Source organism: Streptomyces sp. NPDC046909 (assembly GCF_040644695.1).
In the GTDB taxonomy this organism is placed as follows: domain Bacteria; phylum Actinomycetota; class Actinomycetes; order Streptomycetales; family Streptomycetaceae; genus Streptomyces.
In genome coordinates, this window is the sequence record NZ_JBEYXC010000042.1 from 1 (window position 1) to 16,516 (window position 16,516).

16 protein-coding genes and 2 pseudogenes are annotated in these 16,516 nt (G+C 70.1%); 8 read left to right on the forward strand and 10 right to left on the reverse strand.

The features are described from left to right. The 3 genes and pseudogenes from ABZ928_RS52995 to ABZ928_RS53005 form a co-directional block, all read right to left on the reverse strand. A pseudogene (locus ABZ928_RS52995) lies at positions 1 to 114 on the reverse strand (zinc-dependent alcohol dehydrogenase); the annotation flags it as partial. Positions 115 to 240: 126 nt separating this feature from the next. Then, positions 241 to 1,761, reverse strand: coding sequence for an aldehyde dehydrogenase family protein (locus tag ABZ928_RS53000; protein WP_361537002.1), 1,521 nt, complete (start codon positions 1,759 to 1,761; stop codon positions 241 to 243). 45 nt (positions 1,762 to 1,806) lie between these two features. Continuing rightward, positions 1,807 to 3,117 carry a GAF domain-containing protein gene (locus ABZ928_RS53005; protein WP_361537004.1) on the reverse strand — a complete coding sequence of 437 codons (1,311 nt, stop codon included), beginning with the start codon at positions 3,115 to 3,117 and terminating at the stop codon, positions 1,807 to 1,809. A gap of 849 nt (positions 3,118 to 3,966) precedes the next feature. Here ABZ928_RS53005 and ABZ928_RS53010 point away from each other — a divergent pair. After that, positions 3,967 to 4,341, forward strand: coding sequence for a hypothetical protein (locus ABZ928_RS53010; RefSeq protein ID WP_361537006.1), 375 nt, complete (start codon positions 3,967 to 3,969; stop codon positions 4,339 to 4,341). A gap of 196 nt (positions 4,342 to 4,537) precedes the next feature. After that, on the forward strand, positions 4,538 to 6,109 hold the full coding sequence (locus ABZ928_RS53015) for an oleate hydratase (RefSeq protein ID WP_361537008.1): 1,572 nt from the start codon (positions 4,538 to 4,540) through the stop codon (positions 6,107 to 6,109). Positions 6,110 to 6,206: 97 nt separating this feature from the next. Here the strand turns inward: ABZ928_RS53015 and ABZ928_RS53020 are convergent, their stop codons facing one another. The 4 genes from ABZ928_RS53020 to ABZ928_RS53035 form a co-directional block, all read right to left on the reverse strand. Then, the gene (locus tag ABZ928_RS53020) at positions 6,207 to 6,935 is read right to left on the reverse strand and encodes a zinc-binding dehydrogenase (protein WP_361537010.1); all 729 of its coding nucleotides are present in this window, start codon (positions 6,933 to 6,935) and stop codon (positions 6,207 to 6,209) included. Between the two features lie 155 nt (positions 6,936 to 7,090). Continuing rightward, positions 7,091 to 8,368, reverse strand: a complete 1,278-nt coding sequence (locus tag ABZ928_RS53025; RefSeq protein ID WP_361537012.1) for an IS701 family transposase — start codon at positions 8,366 to 8,368, stop codon at positions 7,091 to 7,093. Positions 8,369 to 8,568: 200 nt separating this feature from the next. After that, a complete protein-coding gene (locus ABZ928_RS53030) occupies positions 8,569 to 9,141 on the reverse strand; it encodes a GNAT family N-acetyltransferase (RefSeq protein ID WP_361537014.1) in 573 nt (190 codons plus the stop codon). A gap of 10 nt (positions 9,142 to 9,151) precedes the next feature. Beyond that, on the reverse strand, positions 9,152 to 10,459 hold the full coding sequence (locus tag ABZ928_RS53035; protein WP_361537016.1) for a hypothetical protein: 1,308 nt from the start codon (positions 10,457 to 10,459) through the stop codon (positions 9,152 to 9,154). 240 nt (positions 10,460 to 10,699) lie between these two features. Between ABZ928_RS53035 and ABZ928_RS53040 the strand changes: the two genes are divergently transcribed. From ABZ928_RS53040 to ABZ928_RS53060, 5 genes are all read left to right on the forward strand, one after another. After that, positions 10,700 to 11,272, forward strand: coding sequence for a hypothetical protein (locus tag ABZ928_RS53040; protein ID WP_361537018.1), 573 nt, complete (start codon positions 10,700 to 10,702; stop codon positions 11,270 to 11,272). Then, positions 11,269 to 11,694: a DUF6415 family natural product biosynthesis protein gene (locus ABZ928_RS53045; RefSeq protein ID WP_361537020.1), complete on the forward strand. Its 426-nt coding sequence runs from the start codon at positions 11,269 to 11,271 to the stop codon at positions 11,692 to 11,694. Before ABZ928_RS53040 ends, ABZ928_RS53045 begins: the two co-directional genes overlap by 4 nt. 286 nt (positions 11,695 to 11,980) lie before the next feature. Further along, on the forward strand, positions 11,981 to 13,111 hold the full coding sequence (locus tag ABZ928_RS53050; protein ID WP_361537022.1) for a radical SAM protein: 1,131 nt from the start codon (positions 11,981 to 11,983) through the stop codon (positions 13,109 to 13,111). Further along, on the forward strand, positions 13,108 to 13,272 hold the full coding sequence (locus ABZ928_RS53055) for a hypothetical protein (RefSeq protein WP_361537024.1): 165 nt from the start codon (positions 13,108 to 13,110) through the stop codon (positions 13,270 to 13,272). The genes ABZ928_RS53050 and ABZ928_RS53055 overlap by 4 nt, the downstream gene beginning before the upstream one ends. Positions 13,273 to 13,356: 84 nt before the next feature. Next, on the forward strand, positions 13,357 to 14,232 hold the full coding sequence (locus tag ABZ928_RS53060) for a GNAT family N-acetyltransferase (protein WP_361537026.1): 876 nt from the start codon (positions 13,357 to 13,359) through the stop codon (positions 14,230 to 14,232). A 58-nt stretch (positions 14,233 to 14,290) separates the two neighbouring features. Here ABZ928_RS53060 and ABZ928_RS53065 read toward each other — a convergent pair whose 3' ends face one another. Then, positions 14,291 to 14,776 carry a hypothetical protein gene (locus ABZ928_RS53065; protein WP_361537028.1) on the reverse strand — a complete coding sequence of 162 codons (486 nt, stop codon included), beginning with the start codon at positions 14,774 to 14,776 and terminating at the stop codon, positions 14,291 to 14,293. A gap of 173 nt (positions 14,777 to 14,949) precedes the next feature. Between ABZ928_RS53065 and ABZ928_RS53070 the strand changes: the two genes are divergently transcribed. After that, positions 14,950 to 15,891 carry a hypothetical protein gene (locus ABZ928_RS53070; protein ID WP_361537030.1) on the forward strand — a complete coding sequence of 314 codons (942 nt, stop codon included), beginning with the start codon at positions 14,950 to 14,952 and terminating at the stop codon, positions 15,889 to 15,891. A gap of 200 nt (positions 15,892 to 16,091) precedes the next feature. Here ABZ928_RS53070 and ABZ928_RS53075 read toward each other — a convergent pair whose 3' ends face one another. Continuing rightward, the gene (locus ABZ928_RS53075; protein WP_361537032.1) at positions 16,092 to 16,364 is read right to left on the reverse strand and encodes a hypothetical protein; all 273 of its coding nucleotides are present in this window, start codon (positions 16,362 to 16,364) and stop codon (positions 16,092 to 16,094) included. A 17-nt stretch (positions 16,365 to 16,381) separates the two neighbouring features. Next, positions 16,382 to 16,516: pseudogene (locus tag ABZ928_RS53080) on the reverse strand (zinc-dependent alcohol dehydrogenase); the annotation flags it as partial.

Here is a 16,516-nt window from a genome sequence, read left to right on the forward strand (position 1 = left end):
GCACAGCCCGGAGGCCTCCATCCGCACCAGCACCTGACCGGGGCCGGGCTCAGGGACCGGCAGCTCCTGGATCTCCAGGGGCTTGCCGAAGTCGGTGACAACCGCTGCCTTCATCATCTGCTCCTCAATCGGCCTTGTGCCGGGCCTGACCGGCCCGGGTGACGCGCTGCGGCCCGTGCCCGCGTTGCCGTTCCCGGCCTGCGCGGGCACGTCTCCGCTCTCCTGTGGAACGCAGCTCTCCTAGAACAGCCCGAGCGGCTTGGTGCCGTAGCTGACCAGGAGGTTCTTGGTCTGGCTGTAGTGGTCGAGCATCATCTTGTGAGTCTCACGGCCGATGCCGGAGACCTTGTAGCCACCGAACGCGGCACCCGCGGGGTACTGGTGGTAGCAGTTCGTCCAGACCCGGCCGGCCTTGATGGCCCGGCCCATTCGGAAGGTCCGGTTGGTGTCGCGGCTCCACACGCCGGCGCCGAGGCCGTACAGCGTGTCGTTGGCGATGGCGAGGGCCTCGGCCTCGTCCTTGAAGGTGGTCACCGCGAGGACGGGTCCGAAGATCTCCTCCTGGAAGACCCGCATCCTGTTGTGGCCCTTGAGGACGGTCGGCTCGTAGAAGTAGCCGTCCGCGAACTCCCCGCCGAGCGTGGGGCGGTGGCCGCCGACCAGCAGTTCGGCGCCCTCCTTCAGACCGATCTCGACGTAGGAGGCGATCTTCTCGACCTGCTGCTTCGACACCTGTGGGCCGACCATGGTCGTGGTGTCGAGCGGGTCGCCCTGCTTGATGGCGCGGATCCTCTCCAGGCAGCGCCCCATGAACTCCTCGTAGATGTCCTCCTGGATCAGTGCGCGGGAGGGGCAGGTGCAGACCTCGCCCTTGTTGAACGCGTACAGGACCAGTCCCTCGACGGCCTTGTTGAGGAAGTCGTCGTCCTCGGCGGCCACGTCGTTGAAGAAGATGTTCGGCGACTTGCCGCCCAGCTCCAGGGTGACCGGGATGATGTTCTGGGACGCGTACTGCATGATCAGCCGGCCGGTGGTGGTCTCGCCGGTGAAGGCGACCTTGGCGATCCGCTTGTTGGTGGCGAGCGCCTTGCCGATCTCCGCGCCGGGGCCGTTGACGACGTTGAGGACGCCGGGCGGCAGGAGGTCGCCGATGACCTCCATCAGCTTGAGGATCGACCAGGGGGTCGGCGAGGCGGGCTTGATGACGGTGGCGTTGCCCGCGGCGAGCGCCGGGGCGAGCTTCCACGCGGCCATCAGGAGCGGGAAGTTGAACGGGATGATCTGTCCGACCACGCCCAGCGGCTCGTGGAAGTGGTAGGCGATGGTCTCCTTGTCGATCTCGGTGATCTCGCTCTCCTCGGCGCGGATCGCGGCCGCGAAGTAGCGGAAGTGGTCGGCCGCGAGGGGGATGTCGGCGGCCAGGGTCTCCCGGACCGGCTTGCCGTTCTCCCAGCTCTCGGCGACGGCGAGTTCCTCGCGGTGGGCGTCGATGGCGTCGGCCACCTCGTTCAGCACCGCGGCCCGTTCGGCGGTGGACGCCTCGCCCCACCTGTCCTTGGCGGCGTGGGCGGCGTCCAGGGCGAGTTCGATGTCCTCGGCACCGGACCTCGGAATCTCGCAGATCGGCTTGGCGGTGGCGGGGCACAGGTTGGCCGAGTACTGGCCGGTGGTGGGTGCCTGCCACTTTCCGCCGATGAAGTTCTCGTACCGGGGAGCAACGTCCACGGGACTGCCCGGCCTGCCCGGAGGTTCGTACTTCATGGTCGTCCCCTCTCCCTTCACGAAGATCGGGTAGTACTGGGCACGTTAGGAGCGGGCACGTTGCAATACCGCTGCATGCCGTGCGGCCTGGGGCAAGACAGCTGGTGAGGGGTTCAGCGCGCGGGCCCGGGCCGCCGCTGCCGCGCGCTGCGCGGAGCCGCCCGGCAGCCGGCGGGCGAGCGTCAGCCAGGCGAGGGGATCGTCGGCTCCCCGGGCCGACTCCACCCAGCGGCGCAGCAGCAGGGTGTCGCCGGCACCGAGCACGGCGCCGCGCAACTGCTGTTCCAGGGCCCGCCGTTGCTCGACCACGACCGGCGCGTCGGAGCGCGGCAGCAGCGGGCCGCGACAGCGGGCCAGCGCCTCGCCCACCCGGCCCTGGGCGAGCAGGGCGGCGACCTCGCCGAAGTCACTGCGCACAGGGCGCAGCAGGGCGTAGGGCCGGGAGCCGAGCAGGGCGGGGCCGAGGACCGCGCGCAGCCGGGTCATCTCGGCGCGCAGCGTGGAGGCGGGTATCTCCCGCTCCGACAGGTCCACCGCGAGCCGGTCGCCGTGCACACCGCGGTCCTCCAGGGCGAGCGCCACCACGATCTCGCTGTGCCGGGGGCTCAGCCGGTGCGTCTGTCCGTCGATCTCCAGCAGGGCGCTGTCCCGGCCCAGCGCGGACAGCCGTACGGCGGGGCCCTGCGGTTCGTCGAGCGCGCGGCCGTCGGGGCCCAGCAGCGTCGGCGGGGCGGACAGCGCGCGGGCGAGTTCCGCCTCCGCGGCGAGAGCGGCGGCGCGTACGGCGGCCAGGGCGGGCGGGGTGGCGATGGTCCGGCCGCCGGAGAGGTCGACGACGCCGAGCACCCGGCCGGTGCCGGGTTCACGGACCGGGGCCGCGGCGCAGGACCAGGCGTGCGCGGCGGAGCTGTAGTGCTCGCCGGTCACGATCTGCACGGCCCGGTCCAGTACGAGCGCGGTGCCCGGGGCATTCGTGCCGGCCTTCGCCTCGGACCACACGGCTCCCTCGCCGAAGTGCATCCGCTCGGCCCGTCCCAGGGCCGCGGAGTCGCCCTCGACCCAGAGCAGGGTCCCGTCGGTGTCGCCGACCGCGAAGACATGCCCGTCGTCCGCCGCGCCGGTCCCCAGCAGTTCCCGGAAGAGGGGCAGCACGGCGGCCAGCGGATGGGCCCGCCGGTACGCGGCCAGCTCCGCGGGCGGCCTGGGCAGGGGCGGCAGCCGTTGCCCATCCTCGGGGGCGCCGGACGTGGCACTGCGCTGCCACGAGTCGGCCACCAGGCTCCGCACTTGCCTGGGCGCGCCGGACGACGTCACGAACTGTTCGTGCGCGGCGCGGACCGTGGCGGTCGCGTCCATGGCACCTCCCCATCGGCTGCCTCCCGGGCACCTCCACCTCACCCGTGCGCGGAGGCGAGCAGGAGAGGCCGAACGGCCCCTGGCACAGGGCCGGGCGGGGCGACGAGCGGCAGGACACCGGTCCTCGCCCCCGCGGCCCATACCCCCAGCGTCACCCTGCGCGGCGGGCCCGAGGAGGGGCCGAGCGGTCGCGCCGCCCGGCCACCCGGCCCCTTTCGGGCCCGGTCCCGGCGCCTGCCACGCGCAGCGGCACGGTCCGTTCCGGCGGCCTGTCCGGCCGCCCACCCGCCCGCGCCGGAGCTCACCGCCGACGCACGCGCGGGTTCCAGGAGCCGGACGTGATCGGGGGTTCGGGAATCCCAGGTGGCGACGCGTGATCCTCGATCGGTGCGGTGCCTGCCCGGAACGGCCTGATCGACCGCGCGCGGGGCGGGTGGCATCGGCCGCGCCGGGGCAGGGGCAGGGGCAGGGGCAACGGGCCTGCCCGGCTCGGGGATTGACAAGGCGAAGGGGCGGGGCCGGGCCCGACGACGTCACCGGAGTACGGCGGGCCTCGGCGGCACGTTCGAGGTGACGGCCCGTGCCTCGGGCGGCACCCGTCTGCGCCGGCGCATCCCCCTCACTCCCGGGACCCGGCGGCGCCGCCTGCCGCCGCCCGTCCCTGACGCCGGCCGCGAGTCCCGCGCAGGGCCCGTTGGTCCCCGGCCCTCCCGGCCGATACGCCCGAGTCGATGGGGCCGTTGGTCCCCTATTCGTCCGGTGCGCCGGAACAGCGCCGAAACGCGCATCGTCGCCTGATACACAGAAGACGGCCGCCCCAACGCGCCCATTCCGGAAGGGAAGACGCCCATGACCAGCGACAAGGCCCAGGCAGTACCCGCGGTACGCCTGCGTTCCGACGGTCCGGTGGACAAGGACACGCTCGACTACGCGCGTACGAAGATCGACGCCGTCGTGACCCGGCCGGGGCTGCCCGCCGTCAGCGGCGATGTGCGGATCGTGCGGTCGGCCACCCGCCACGCGGACCACCCCTGGCTGGCCACCGCCGACCTGCGCGTGGGCGGCCGGCAGGTGGTCGTGGTCGCCGAGGAGGCGACCGGACGCGAGGTCGTCGACCAGTTGCAGGACCGGCTGCGCCGCCAGACCGACAAGGCCGCCCACGCCTGGGACGACGGTCACCGTACGGCGGTACCGCCGTGGCGCGGTGGCCCGGGGTCCGCGTAGGTCCACGACGAGCACGGCCCGGTCGGTGGCGGTCCATCGGCCGGGCCTTCGTCCTGTCCGCGCGGTAGACGGGTGATCTCGTCCCGGGCCGTCCGGGCCCGGCCGGTGACCAATGGCCCACTGACGGCACCCGCCCGCACCGGAAAGCGTGGGGTGTGCGGTTCCCGATCGACGGGCGAGAACGAGGAGTTGTGTGATGGCACAGGCGTATCTGGTGGGCAGCGGCATCGCGGCGCTCGCCGCGGCGGCGTTCCTGATCCGCGAGGGCGGTTTCGACGGGGCGGACATCCATCTCTTCGAGGAGCAGCACGGTGTCGGGGGCAGCCTGGACGCGGCCGGCACCGCGGACACCGGCTACACCATGCGGGGCGGGCGGATGTTCGAGGCGGAGTTCCGCTGCACGTACGACCTGCTGTCCGGCATCCCCACGCTGGACGACCCAGCGGTGTCCGTGACCCAGGAGATCCTGGACGGGCACGAGGAGTTCGCGTGGGACGACATCGCCCGTCTCGTCGACGGCGACGGAAAGATCGTCGACACCCGGTCGATGGGGTTCTCCGAACGCGACCGGCTGGACCTGGTGCGCTGCCTGGCGAGCCCGGAGGGGCACCTGGACGGCAAGCGCATCACCGACTGCTTCGGCGAGCACTTCTTCACCACGAACTTCTGGTTCATGTGGTGCACCACGTTCGCCTTCCAGCCCTGGCACAGCGCCATCGAGTTCCGCCGCTACCTGAGGCGTTTCATCCACCTCTTCCCCGAGTTCGCCGGCATGACGGGGATCCACCGGACCCGCTACAACCAGTACGACTCGATCGTGCGCCCCCTGATGGCCTGGCTGCGCGAGCACGGCGTCACCGTCCACACCCATTGCCGGGTCACCGATCTGGGGTTCGCCCCGGGGATCCGCAACGGCACGGTCGAGACCATCCGTCTGACCCGGGACGGCCGGGAGGAGACGATCCCGGTCGCCCCCACCGATCTGGTCCTGGTCACCAACGGTTCCATGACCGACGCCTCCAGCCTCGGCTCGCACACCAGCGCGCCGCCGCCCGCCCCGCCCCGTTCGGATGCCTGGCTGCTCTGGCACCGGATCGCCCGGGACCGGGAGAACTTCGGCGACCCGGCCGTGTTCGACAAGCAGGTGCGGGAGTCCCGCTGGGAGTCGTTCACGGTCACCGCCAAGGACCCGGTCTTCCTCGACGCGCTGGCGCGGTTCAGTGGCCGCGAGACCGGAAGGGGCGGGCTGATGACCTTCACGGACTCCAACTGGCTGCTCACCATCGTCGCCAATCGCCAGCCCGTCTACCGTGACCAGCCCGAGGACGTCTCCGTCTGGTGGGGCTACGGCCTCTTCCCCGGCCGCGCGGGCAACCACACCCCCAAGCCGATGACGATGTGCTCCGGCCGGGAGATCCTCGAAGAGGTCCTGCACCACCTGCACTTCGACGAGCCGACGGCGGCCCGCGTCCTCGACACCTCCACCGTCGTGCCCTGCGTGATGCCGTACATCACCAGCCAGTTCCTCACCCGCCGCCGCGGCGACCGGCCCGAGGTCGTGCCCGAGGGCTCGGTCAACCTCGCCTTCATCGGCCAGTTCGCGGAGGTGCCCGACGACGTCGTCTTCACCGTCGAGTACTCGGTGCGCACGGCCTGGACGGCGGTGGCCCGACTCCTCGGCCTCGACAAGCAGCCGCCCCCGGTCCACAAGGGCCACCACGACCCGCACGTCCTTCTGGCCGCCATCGAGACCATGCACCGCCGGTAGCGAACACCCCGCACCTCACGCGCAGGCGGGATCGGGGACCTGCCCAACGGTCCCCGATCCCGCCTGCCTGCCCTTTGTCCGAGCCGACGCACCCCTCTCAGAAACCGAAGACCAGCCGAGCCTCGGCCCGTCCGTCCAGGACCTCGTCGAAGGAGTCGTTGACCTGTTCCAGACTCCGCTGCTCGGCGATGACCTGGGTACGTCCGGCCGCGTGCAGCGCGAACACCTCGGCCAGGTCCTGACGGGTGCCGACGATGGATCCGATGACCGAGATACCGAAGAGCACGGTTTCGAAGATCGGCACCTTGATCGCGGCGTTGTCGGCCGGCAAGGCGACCATCACGAGGCGCCCACCCCGGTTGAGCGACTTGTAGGCCTGCTCGAAGGCCTTGGGGCTGGCGGCGAGGACCAGCGCCACGTCCGCCCCGCCGGCCTTCTTGATCTCCTCGGCCGGGTCGTGCGTACGGGCGTTCACGGTCTGGTCGGCGCCGAGCCTCCGGGCCAGTTCCAGCTTCTCCGGTTCGAGATCCACGGCGGTGACCAGCCCGCCCACCAACCGCGCGTACTGGTCACAGCGCAGTTCCTGGACCGTCTCGAAGTCCGACAGTCCGGTCAGGCTCTGCAGTACCACCGTCGTGGCCAGCACCTGCGGCGGCAGGGACGGCCGCCCGTTGGCCGAGGGATACATGTCCGCGAAGAACTCCGCGGGGAAGAGCGCCTCACGGTGCTCGGCCAGGAACGCGAACACACTCCCTGCCGGGATCAACTCCCGGCAGGTTTCCCACACATCCGGCCCGACCATCTCCCCGGCCCATTCCCCCTGCATGCCACAAGACTGGCCCCGGACCTGCCGGTCCGGGGCCAGAACGCAAAAGATTTTCAGCAGCCTTCTAGTAGGACTCCGTTAGGTCGTTCTTGATCTTGGTGTTGTCCTGCTGGGCAGGGGTTGGTGGCAGGTGGTGCAGGTGCCGGTCCAGCAGTTCAGCAGGTCCTGGATGGCGTCGAGGATCTGGTAGAGGGTGAGCCCGCTGTATCGGCTTTTGGGGCCAGGCGCTGTTCGGTGAGGAACGCGTGGGCGGCGGTGACCAGGGTGACGTGGTGGTGCCAGCCCCTCCAGGAGCGGCCCTCGAAGTGGTCGAGGCCGAGGCCGTGCTTGAGTTCCCGGTAGTCGTGCTCGATGCGCCAGCGGATCTTGGCCAGGCGGACCAGTTCGGACAGCGGGGTATCGGCGGGCAGGTTGGACAGCCAGTAGTCGGTGGGTGCTTCGGCTTCCTCGGGCCATTCGACCAGCAGCGTCACCTCGGGCAGGACGCCGTCCCAGTGGCCGTCGCGCGCGATGGCGGCGGCCCGGGCCAGACGACGGGCCCTCACCCCGGTCGGGCGTACACGCAGGGCCACAAAGTGCGAGCGCATCGCTCCGCGGGAGCCTTCCCGCCAGGTCACCTCGGTATATGCCTGCCGCCCCAGGCCGCTCGCCAGCGCGGCCACCGCAGACGGCTTGTCCCGGTAGCGGGGCTGCGGCCTGCGGCCGTTGCCGGACCACGCCGGGGCAGTGGGCCGCGCCTGGTCCGGGTGGACGGTCACATCGGCACGGATGGCCACGACATAGCCGATGCCCCGGCCGTGAAGGCCGTCGCGGAAGTCGGCGTTCTGCCCGTAGCCGGCATCGGCCACCACCACCGGCGGCACCAGATTCCACGTGGCCAACTCGTCGATGGCGTCCAGGGCCAGGCGCCACTTCTCCCGGTGTCCGACCTCCTGCGGTATCCCGGTCTTGTGCCGGCGTACCGGATCGTCGGCCCAATCCTGGGGCACGAACAACCGCCACTGCAGCGGACAGGACGCCACGTCGGAGACCGCGTGCACGCTCACCGCGACCTGGCAGTTGGCCCGCTTGCCCAAAGCGCCGCAGTACTGGCGCGCGACCGCCACCGACATCTTCCCGTCCTTCGGGAACGACACGTCATCGACCGCCCAGGCCTCCGGGCAGATCAGCGGCACCATCCGCTCCGCGATCCGCCGCCGCACCGGCACCGGATCCCAGGTCGACTGGTTCACGAACTGCTGCAGGTTCTGCTCGTTGCCATCCGGCAGCCGCTCCGCCATCGGCTGGATCGACTTGCGCCGCCCGTCCAGCATCAGCCCCCGCAGATAGCAGTCACCCTTCGCCCGCTGGTCCTTGCGCGGCACCGACGCGAACACATCGGCGACGAATAACGCCAACTTCGCCCGAGCACGGTTCACTTCATGTGCGTCCACACCCCCACCCTGCCCCCCGAACACGGCCGACAGACAGACCTAACGGAGTCCTACTAGATGCCCGACTCGTTCGTCGGCGCTCCCCTTCGGGCATCGGCGGGTCCGTGCCCGCTCCGCCCGGCCGGAGTCATTCATCACATGGCGCCCCCAGTCTGCCGGTGTCCTCACCTGAGGTGAGACCGGAAACGCGTGGGGCCGCGTCAGGCGGCTTCCTTGACGCGGAGGAGCAGAAGATCGAAACCCGGACCGTCGGGCGTGTTCTTGTACTCGCCCGCGTATTCGTACCCGAGCCGCGCGTACAGGTCATGACCGCGTCGGTTGGACGGCAGTGCGAGCAGAGACGACCACTTCGGATTGATGGCCTGGAGCAGCGCGGCGTGCAGCCGCGTGCCGATGCCCAAGGACTGCCACGGCGGGCGCACGGCCAACTCACACAACCCCATCAGCCGCTCAGTGCGGGCGCCCTCGGGAACCTGGTCGAGCAGGCCAGGACCGAACCAGTACTCCGGGCTGCACGGGAAGGCGTAGCCGAAGCCCACGGGAGTGCCGCCCGCGTAGGCGACGACCAAGGCGAAGCCGGGGTACTTCAGGTGGCCCTCGACCTGGCGGCGCAGGGCGGGCACGGACAGGCCCAGCGCCTCCGCGCTCGGGTTGTCGACCAGCTCGGGGTGAGCGTCGGCCCAGATGTCCGCGAGAACGTCGAGCATCGGCGGCACCTTGCCGGGCCCGTAGGTGCGGATCACCACGGTTGTACGCGTGCTCGGGGTGGTCACCGTCTCCTCCTCAGCTGACACCGGTGATGGTGCGGTACTCCTCCAGCCAGTCAGCAACCGCCGGGACGGCGGCGTGCCGCTGAAGCGCGCTCTCGACGTTGTGCAGCTGCTTCAGCAGCCGGTCCGAACGCACCGCGGGCAAATGAGCCAGGACGCGGCCGGCGGCCTCCGCCGCGGCTTCCGGCTCCGGCCGGTCCCTCACCGCATGTTGGATCGCGACGTCTGCGGTGTACAGGGCACGGTTGCGGGCGAAGGCGTCGCCGTGCAGCAGAACGGCCTGCTCGGCTCCGGCAGCGGCCCTTTCGTGCTGGTCGAGGTCGGCCCGCGCGAGGGCTTCGAGTCCAGCCAGTTCGGCGGGCGTGTAGAACTCCAGCCAGTCAGGATCGGCGTCGCTCGGCCCCTTGGCGTAGAGGTGGTGGGCGCTCACGATCGCCTGATCCGTGGCGCTGGCGTCGCCGAGCAGGGCCCATCCGCCAGCCTCTCGCATCGCCATGAGGGACAGCATCCGCGCGGAGCCGTACGACTTCGCCACCGTCTGCGCACCCTGGGCTGCGGAGATCGCCTCACGGGGACGGCCCGATGCCTTGGCCAACAGGGAGAGGCAGCCGAAGGCGTGTCCTTCGAGGGCCGGGTCGTCGGCGATCCGGGCGGCGGCCAGCGCTTCGTTGTAGAGGCTGCGGGCATCGGCGGGTCGGCCGGAGTCGTAGGACAGCCACCCGGCCGCGATCGACAGATGACCGGTCGCTGACCGCAGCCGCCTGCCGGTCCGCCCCGTGTACGTCCCCTCTTGAAGCCACTGGTACGCGGTGTGCAACGCCACGGAGGCATCGCGCCGCAGGGCGGCAGAGCCGTGGTCGTGGTCGTGCGCGTAGATCTGGCTGACGGCCCGGTCGACGGCCCTCACGTCGCCGACCCCGATCCGGCCCGGTGGGTTCTCCCTGGCGGCCCCGAGCCGGATGAGCGACAGGGCCGCGCCCGCACCGTCCATCACGAAGGCACGGCGGTAAACCCCTTGCTCCTGTTCTGGCCCTTCCACCACGGCCGACGCGACCGGCCGCGCCGGGCTGCTGAGGTGGAACCCCAACTCGCCCATGGTGCGCCCGGTCAGTCGTGTGAGGATACGCCGGTACACCGCGCGCGGAAGTTGAACGTCTCCGTCCTCCCACGCCGCTACCAAGCGCGGAGTGCAGGCGACCGCCTCGCCCATTTCCTCACCCGTCGTCACGATGAACTTCGCGAACTCCTGGCGGGACATCTGCAACTCGTTCTCGCGCACCGCGCGTAACGGGACATTGGGGATCTTGCGGCGGTCGGCCATACCGGCTCCGGGAAGCATCCGATGTGACGGGACGAGTACGGGGGACCGTACCGCCCCCCACCGGGTTCGTGCCCCTGTGTTGGCAGAGATCACGCCACCAACGCCCGGTTCTTTCATCGCTCTTACATCGCTCCGGCGTCGCAGCCGCGCCCACACTGCTGCTTGCGTGGACGGAGACGTGACGACTCACCAGCTCGGCGCGGCCTTCGGGCACGTCAGCCGACCCGCGGAGGCCATCGCATGTTCCCGGACAGCACACCAGCTCACCGGCCTGTCGAACCACAGGCCGGCGTCCTCGTCCACTCCAGAGCAGAGCGCGAACTGGCGGTCGGTCAGTGGCTTCTCCTGGCAGCACCGGACACGGGCCGGGCGCGTACCGAGTGGTCGAGGACGGGTATCGCGCTCCTGGCGTGCGGTGCCCTGTTCGCGGCCGTCCGCCTCTCTGCGAGACTCGTTCATGCCGCTTCCGGCACAGACGACGAACAGCGCATCGACGACTTCCTCGCCGAAGCGCTGCACGGCGGCCCGGCGTTCGTCGACCTCCACATCCAGCGCTACTACGCCCTCGTGCCCCGCAGCACCGCCGACCGGAAGGAGTGGCGCGGCTGTCCGTACGACGCGCACGCGGAATGCCTCGAACCCGGCAGCTTCCTCGGCGTGCCCTCCCCGATCCAGATCAGCCCGAGTCTCGGGCGCTCCCGCTGGTGCGTGCCGATGGACGGCCCCGGCGACCTGTGCGGCCCGGAGTCCGTCTATCAGCTGGTGACGTACGGCCGGTACCGCCTCGCCGAGCAAGGTGAGGCCGACCGGTGACCGCCAACATGCTGTTCCCGGTCGATGCCGACACGATCCGGAAGACGTGCGAGTCCGCACTGTGGATCCCCAGCCTGCCGACCGGCGAGGAACTGGAGACCCTGACCACGCAACTCAGGGGACACGTCCAGCTCCTGGTGCCGGACGTCCAGGACCTCGCGGCCCGTATGCAGGGCGACATGCGGCGCCTGGCCGTCCACGTCCTTGTACGCACGCAACAGCTCCTCGGGGACGGCGCCGACACCTCCCCGGCATGCGACGCGTACGACCTAGCCGTCATGGCCCGCGCCCTCCTGACGCTGCGCCAGGAACCTGGCCCGCTCGGCGAACCGACCGGCGCGAATGAGATCGCCGAGGAGATCCGCCGACGCCTGCTCGTCCCCATTCCCCCGCAGGGCCTTGCCCGGCAGTCAGCCCCGTAGGCCTCCCACAGACGAGCGTGAGCCTCGTCTGCGGGAGATGAGCCCCGGCCGCCCTCACGTTCCCCCGACGGGCGGTCGGGGCCCAAAACTCCCGGCGGAGCGGTGCAGTGCCTTGTCCTCGTCCTCGGAACGGGCAAGGCGGCAGTCAGCACGAACGGCGCGCGGACGGTCCGGCGCCGATGTCGCAACTGGAGAAGTGACGATGGGCTACATCGAGATCGAAGCCCAAGCCCAGGCCCGAATGCACACCACCCGTCAGCGGATGACGCGACCTGAGCGAGGCCTCATGCACGAGCTGATTGTCAGCCCGTTCCTGGATGGCTACCTGATCGTTCGGCCTGGTAGCCAGGCCGGAGCCCGTCTGCCGGAGGACCAGTTCCGCGAGCTGGAGGCCCTGGAGACCACCGGTGGAACGCCCCCACCATGGTTCGCCGACCTCGCCCGCAGTACCTGGGGGTTGGACCTCGGCGATGCCCCGCTGCGGAACAGCGTGCTGGTGCGGGAGCGCTCCGCGTACGGCTTCGGTCGGGCGAGTTGGGAGATCAATCTCGGCTGCAACTTCAGCTGCAAGCACTGCTATCTGGGGTTGAAGGAGTTCGCGGGCCTCCCCTGGGACGACAAGGCGCGGTTGCTGGAGATCATGCGTGATGCTGGTGTGCTGTGGCTCCAGATCACTGGGGGCGAGCCGACGATCGACAAGCACTTCCAGGACGCCTACCGGTACGCCTACGGACTCGGGATGATGCTGACCATCTCGACGAACGCCTCCCGCCTGTGGGAGACGTCGCTGCTGGAGATGTTCGAGAAGTACCCGGCGTACCGGCTCGTGGTGAGCGTCTACGGCGCGACCGAGGAGAGCTTCGACGGGCTGACACAGCGCCGCGGTTCGTGGAAGAGCTTCCAACGGGGCATGGCTGCCGCGCGGGAAGCCAGCCTGCCAGTGCGGCTGAACATCGTCGTCACCGAGGACAGCGCCTATGAGGTCGACGCCATGGTGGCCATGGCCGAGGAGTGGGGCCTGCGGCACCACGTCTACACGAACATGACGCCGACGATCTACGGCGGCCCGGAGAGCTTGCTCGCCCAGTCCAGCAAGCACCTGCGCGAGCGCACCCCGTTCCAGGGCTGCAACGCCGGCCACACCTTCTTCCACGCCGACCCGCACGGCAAGGTCAGCATCTGCAAGGTCGGCCGCGACGACCAGATCGACCTCATGTCTGAAGGCCTCGAAGGCCTCCGTCGGCTGCCCGGGGTCGCCGACAAGCTCATGCTTCGCACCGGGGGCTGCTCCGGGTGCCAGCTGTCCGGCTCGTGTCTGGTGTGCCGACCGCTGGCCAAGCAGTTCCAGGAGGCGAATGCGCCACTGCGCAACTACTGCCAGCACGGTCAACCCAAGAAGGAGTTGGTGCACTCATGACCGCAGTTCCCGTGACCATCGGACGGACCCCGCCGAAGACACGCCCACAGTTGCCCGCGGCCCTCGTCGCAACGCAGACCGTCGTCCAGGTCGCTGACCTGGACGACCTGATGGGCGGCATCGCCTGCTCCTGCTCGGGCAGCGACGACAACCCCCACTGATCGCTGAACAATCCCAACCACTCGGGTCCCGGCGCTACTTTCCCGGGGCCCGAGTCCCACGTTGTCGAGAAGTAAGGTGCGTCCATGCGCTTCCGCTGGGAATGGCTGCGGCCGGTGCTGACGGTCCCGTACGTGCCCACGCTCGGGCCGGTGCACCCGTCGGTGCTGACCGAGGACCTGTTCGCGGACATCCTGGTCGCGGCCGAACGACAGCGGTTCCTGCGCTACGACAAGGACGTGCGTTGGTCGGACGCCAAGGACGAGACCGTACTCACCCAGGACATCGCGCACCGGGCCGGCGAGACCCTGATCCCCACCCTCGTGCGGCGCGGCCAGGTCACCGTCAAGGTTCACGTCTTCGGAATGGAACCGGACAGCCGGTCGGTGGCCGCCGAGTTGGCCGCCAAGCTGTGCGCCACCCACGGGGCGGCCAAGAGCCGTGTCGTGTGGTTCCTGGGCCCGGAGCAGGACACGTACGACGGCCCTTGCACACGGGTCCAGCTGAAGGACTTCACGACCCAGCTCTGCACCGAGCCGGAGCCCGGCGTCGTCTCGGCCTTCGAGGACTGCCCCACCCCGGTGCGCGCGGACTTCGGCGCCTTCGCGCAGCGCATGGCCGCCGACGGCTTCGCGTTCCTGCACCGGCAGATGCAGGCCGGAGTCGTTGGCCCCGTTCTCGTCGCGACCCACGAGGGACGCGTGGCGGGTGCGATCGGCCCCATGGAGATCAGGCCGGACGCGGTCAGTGCCCGCCAGCTCATGCCCCAGTACTTCGGGGTCCTGCCGGAACACCGCGGCCACGGGTTCGGTCGCGCCCTGTGGCGCGCGGCCATGCACTGGGGCCATGTTCACAGCGCCTCCTACCAGCTCTTGCAGACAGAGGTCGGAGGAGCATCCGACCGCCTGTGCCAGAGCGAGGGCCTGACGTCACTCGGCATCGTCTGCTCAGCGGCGCAGTAACCGCCGGGGGTCCGGTGGCGGCGCCGTACGGTCGGGCTTAGCCCGCTCCTGTGCGGGCCTATGCCGTGTCTCGACTCCGCGGGGCTCGCAGATCCGCTTCACGGATTGCTACACCGGATGTGTCTAGGTTGATCGTTGGGTGGCAGGTGTCGCTCCACTTGATCGTGGGCGCCGGCGGGGTCGGGAACCCCAGTCGAGCGGCGTTCCAGCCCAGCTCGGCCGAGTACTTGACGATCCGTTCCACGGCCTCCCGTGAGAGGGCAACGCTTTCGTGGATGTCCCCCTCTGCCTCGCCCTGCACGTCGACGCGCGCCTTGGGCAGGGTCGTGTCCAGGATTCCCGCGGCCTCTGCGAGTTCCTGCTCGACGCGCGAGAGAGACAGGGCGAACTGTCCGACAGTGAGGGAGACATCCCGGTGGCGGAGGAGATCGCTAAGGAACTTCGTCAGCGCCTTCCGGCGCGACGCTGACCTCAGCGGGATGAGCGCAGCTGCCAAGAGGATCAGGATCAGGAAAGGCCACTTCATAGCGACCACGAACTCCATCCAACCCATGAACCGAGTGTGCGCCCCTCCCACTGACCTGGCACCTTGTGGGCCTTGCGGTCGCGAGCGAAGATCCAGAGAACCTGACCGCTACTCCGGCGGCACCGTGCCGGTTGGCCGCGGCAACCGATATCCACATGCTTGAGCCCCGGCGGATGCCTACGGTTCTGCGCATGAACGATGTCATGCCTGAGGGCGAGGCCGTACGCCTCTTCACCGTGCCGATCACTGGGGAGTTCGCGCAGGAGGCTGCGGCGATCTTGGAGCGGTTCCGTGATCTCGCAGACGATGCCATGCGCGTGAAGGACATCGAGGCATTCGAGCAGGACACCACCTCCCTGTTCCGCCAGGAGACTGCGGAGATCGACGCCCTCAGCGATCCGTTGCGCACCGAGCGCCACAGCCTTCATGGCCTGCTCCTGGAGACCGCGGACCTCACCAAGGACAACGCGCTCGATCACGTGAGGGCCCTGGAGCACGACATCCTCATGCAGCCGCCCCCGGTGTGGTCGCCGCTCACACTGAGCCGCGTCGTCATGGAGGGCGTGCTCTTCGCCGAGTACCTCTTTGACCCCACCATCCCCCTGAACAAGCGTCTCGCCCGACTGGCCGGCATGTGGATGATCGACGCCACCCACGCCCAGAAGCAGGCGGAGGCCCTGGGCCCCGAGGACCAGGCGAAGGCCGCCGCCATGCTGGCCTACGTCGAGGACTGCTTGCGCAAGTGCCAGGCCACAGAACGGCGCAACGGGAACGGCAAGTTGGTCGGGTACGGCGTCGACGGCGAGACAGCTCCGATGGACATGAACATCACCGAGCGCGCTGCCAAGGCCATGCCCGCCTGGCTCCCGGCCCCGTTCCGGCTGACCTCCGGAGCGGCCCACAACCGGCCGTGGATGATCGGCCGGGCCAAGGACCTGGCTGAGGGCGACGGCTTGGTCGGGGAAGCCGCCACGGTGATGGCCGCCGTGATGGTGGCCATGGGTGCCGTCGAGACGGTCGTCAAGGTCTTCGGGGAGTACTTCGGGGTGGATGTCGGCGAGGGGCTGCGGCAGATGGAGGAGGAGCGGGAGGCATTCCTGTACCGGGCGATCGGTATCGCCCACGGGCAGTAGACGGCGGCGGGGCGTCGTTCCACGCGCGCCACTGAGCCGGTGATACGTGGGGAGGGAGGTACCGGCAGGCTGCCGGAGTCTCTGTTTCGCTCCCTGCCACGGGTGCGCCTCCCTGTCCTCACCTGCCGGTACCTCGCTACTCGTCTTCGTCGTCCTGGATGTCATCGACGGCCCGCTCGTCGAGGGCGTCGAGGATGCGGTCACGGGCGATGACCATGACGCCGGCGCTCTTGTAGGGGGGCTGCGCCGTACGGCTCCAGGGCGCTCTTCAGGTCGCTGAACGTCCACCCCCGGTAGTGGTCCGGGTTGCGCTCGGTGAGCCCGTACGGCACCTCTTGCGTCCGCACGCGGGCCTCGTCGTCGAGGACGGCCAGGATGTCCGTCAGCGGGTCGACCGGCTCGAACGCGGGGTCCGGCTCCACTGGCACGGTGCCCTCGCGCAGAGCCAGGGCGCGCTCGCCGACCGGCGTCACCTCGTCGACGACCTTCTCACGGCCACGCGCTCGGCGGGCACCACGCGGGTGACCTTCATCGCCTTGTACGTGGTGACGCCCGCGCAGGTCAGCGGCGCCGCGTCGAACGACGACACCCCGTCGGGCACCTGGACGATCGCACCCGCGTCGGC

Coding starts and splice junctions, on each gene's coding strand:
- ABZ928_RS53015 (WP_361537008.1), top strand. CDS start 4,538: ATGGCACAGGCGTATCTGGTGGGCAGCGGCATCGCGGCGCTCGCCGCG.
- ABZ928_RS53060 (WP_361537026.1), top strand. CDS start 13,357: ATGCGCTTCCGCTGGGAATGGCTGCGGCCGGTGCTGACGGTCCCGTAC.
- ABZ928_RS53055 (WP_361537024.1), top strand. CDS start 13,108: ATGACCGCAGTTCCCGTGACCATCGGACGGACCCCGCCGAAGACACGC.
- ABZ928_RS53065 (WP_361537028.1), bottom strand. CDS start 14,776: ATGGAGTTCGTGGTCGCTATGAAGTGGCCTTTCCTGATCCTGATCCTC.
- ABZ928_RS53020 (WP_361537010.1), bottom strand. CDS start 6,935: ATGCAGGGGGAATGGGCCGGGGAGATGGTCGGGCCGGATGTGTGGGAA.
- ABZ928_RS53035 (WP_361537016.1), bottom strand. CDS start 10,459: ATGGCCGACCGCCGCAAGATCCCCAATGTCCCGTTACGCGCGGTGCGC.
- ABZ928_RS53040 (WP_361537018.1), top strand. CDS start 10,700: ATGTTCCCGGACAGCACACCAGCTCACCGGCCTGTCGAACCACAGGCC.
- ABZ928_RS53000 (WP_361537002.1), bottom strand. CDS start 1,761: ATGAAGTACGAACCTCCGGGCAGGCCGGGCAGTCCCGTGGACGTTGCT.
- ABZ928_RS53005 (WP_361537004.1), bottom strand. CDS start 3,117: ATGGACGCGACCGCCACGGTCCGCGCCGCGCACGAACAGTTCGTGACG.
- ABZ928_RS53050 (WP_361537022.1), top strand. CDS start 11,981: ATGCACGAGCTGATTGTCAGCCCGTTCCTGGATGGCTACCTGATCGTT.
- ABZ928_RS53010 (WP_361537006.1), top strand. CDS start 3,967: ATGACCAGCGACAAGGCCCAGGCAGTACCCGCGGTACGCCTGCGTTCC.
- ABZ928_RS53070 (WP_361537030.1), top strand. CDS start 14,950: ATGAACGATGTCATGCCTGAGGGCGAGGCCGTACGCCTCTTCACCGTG.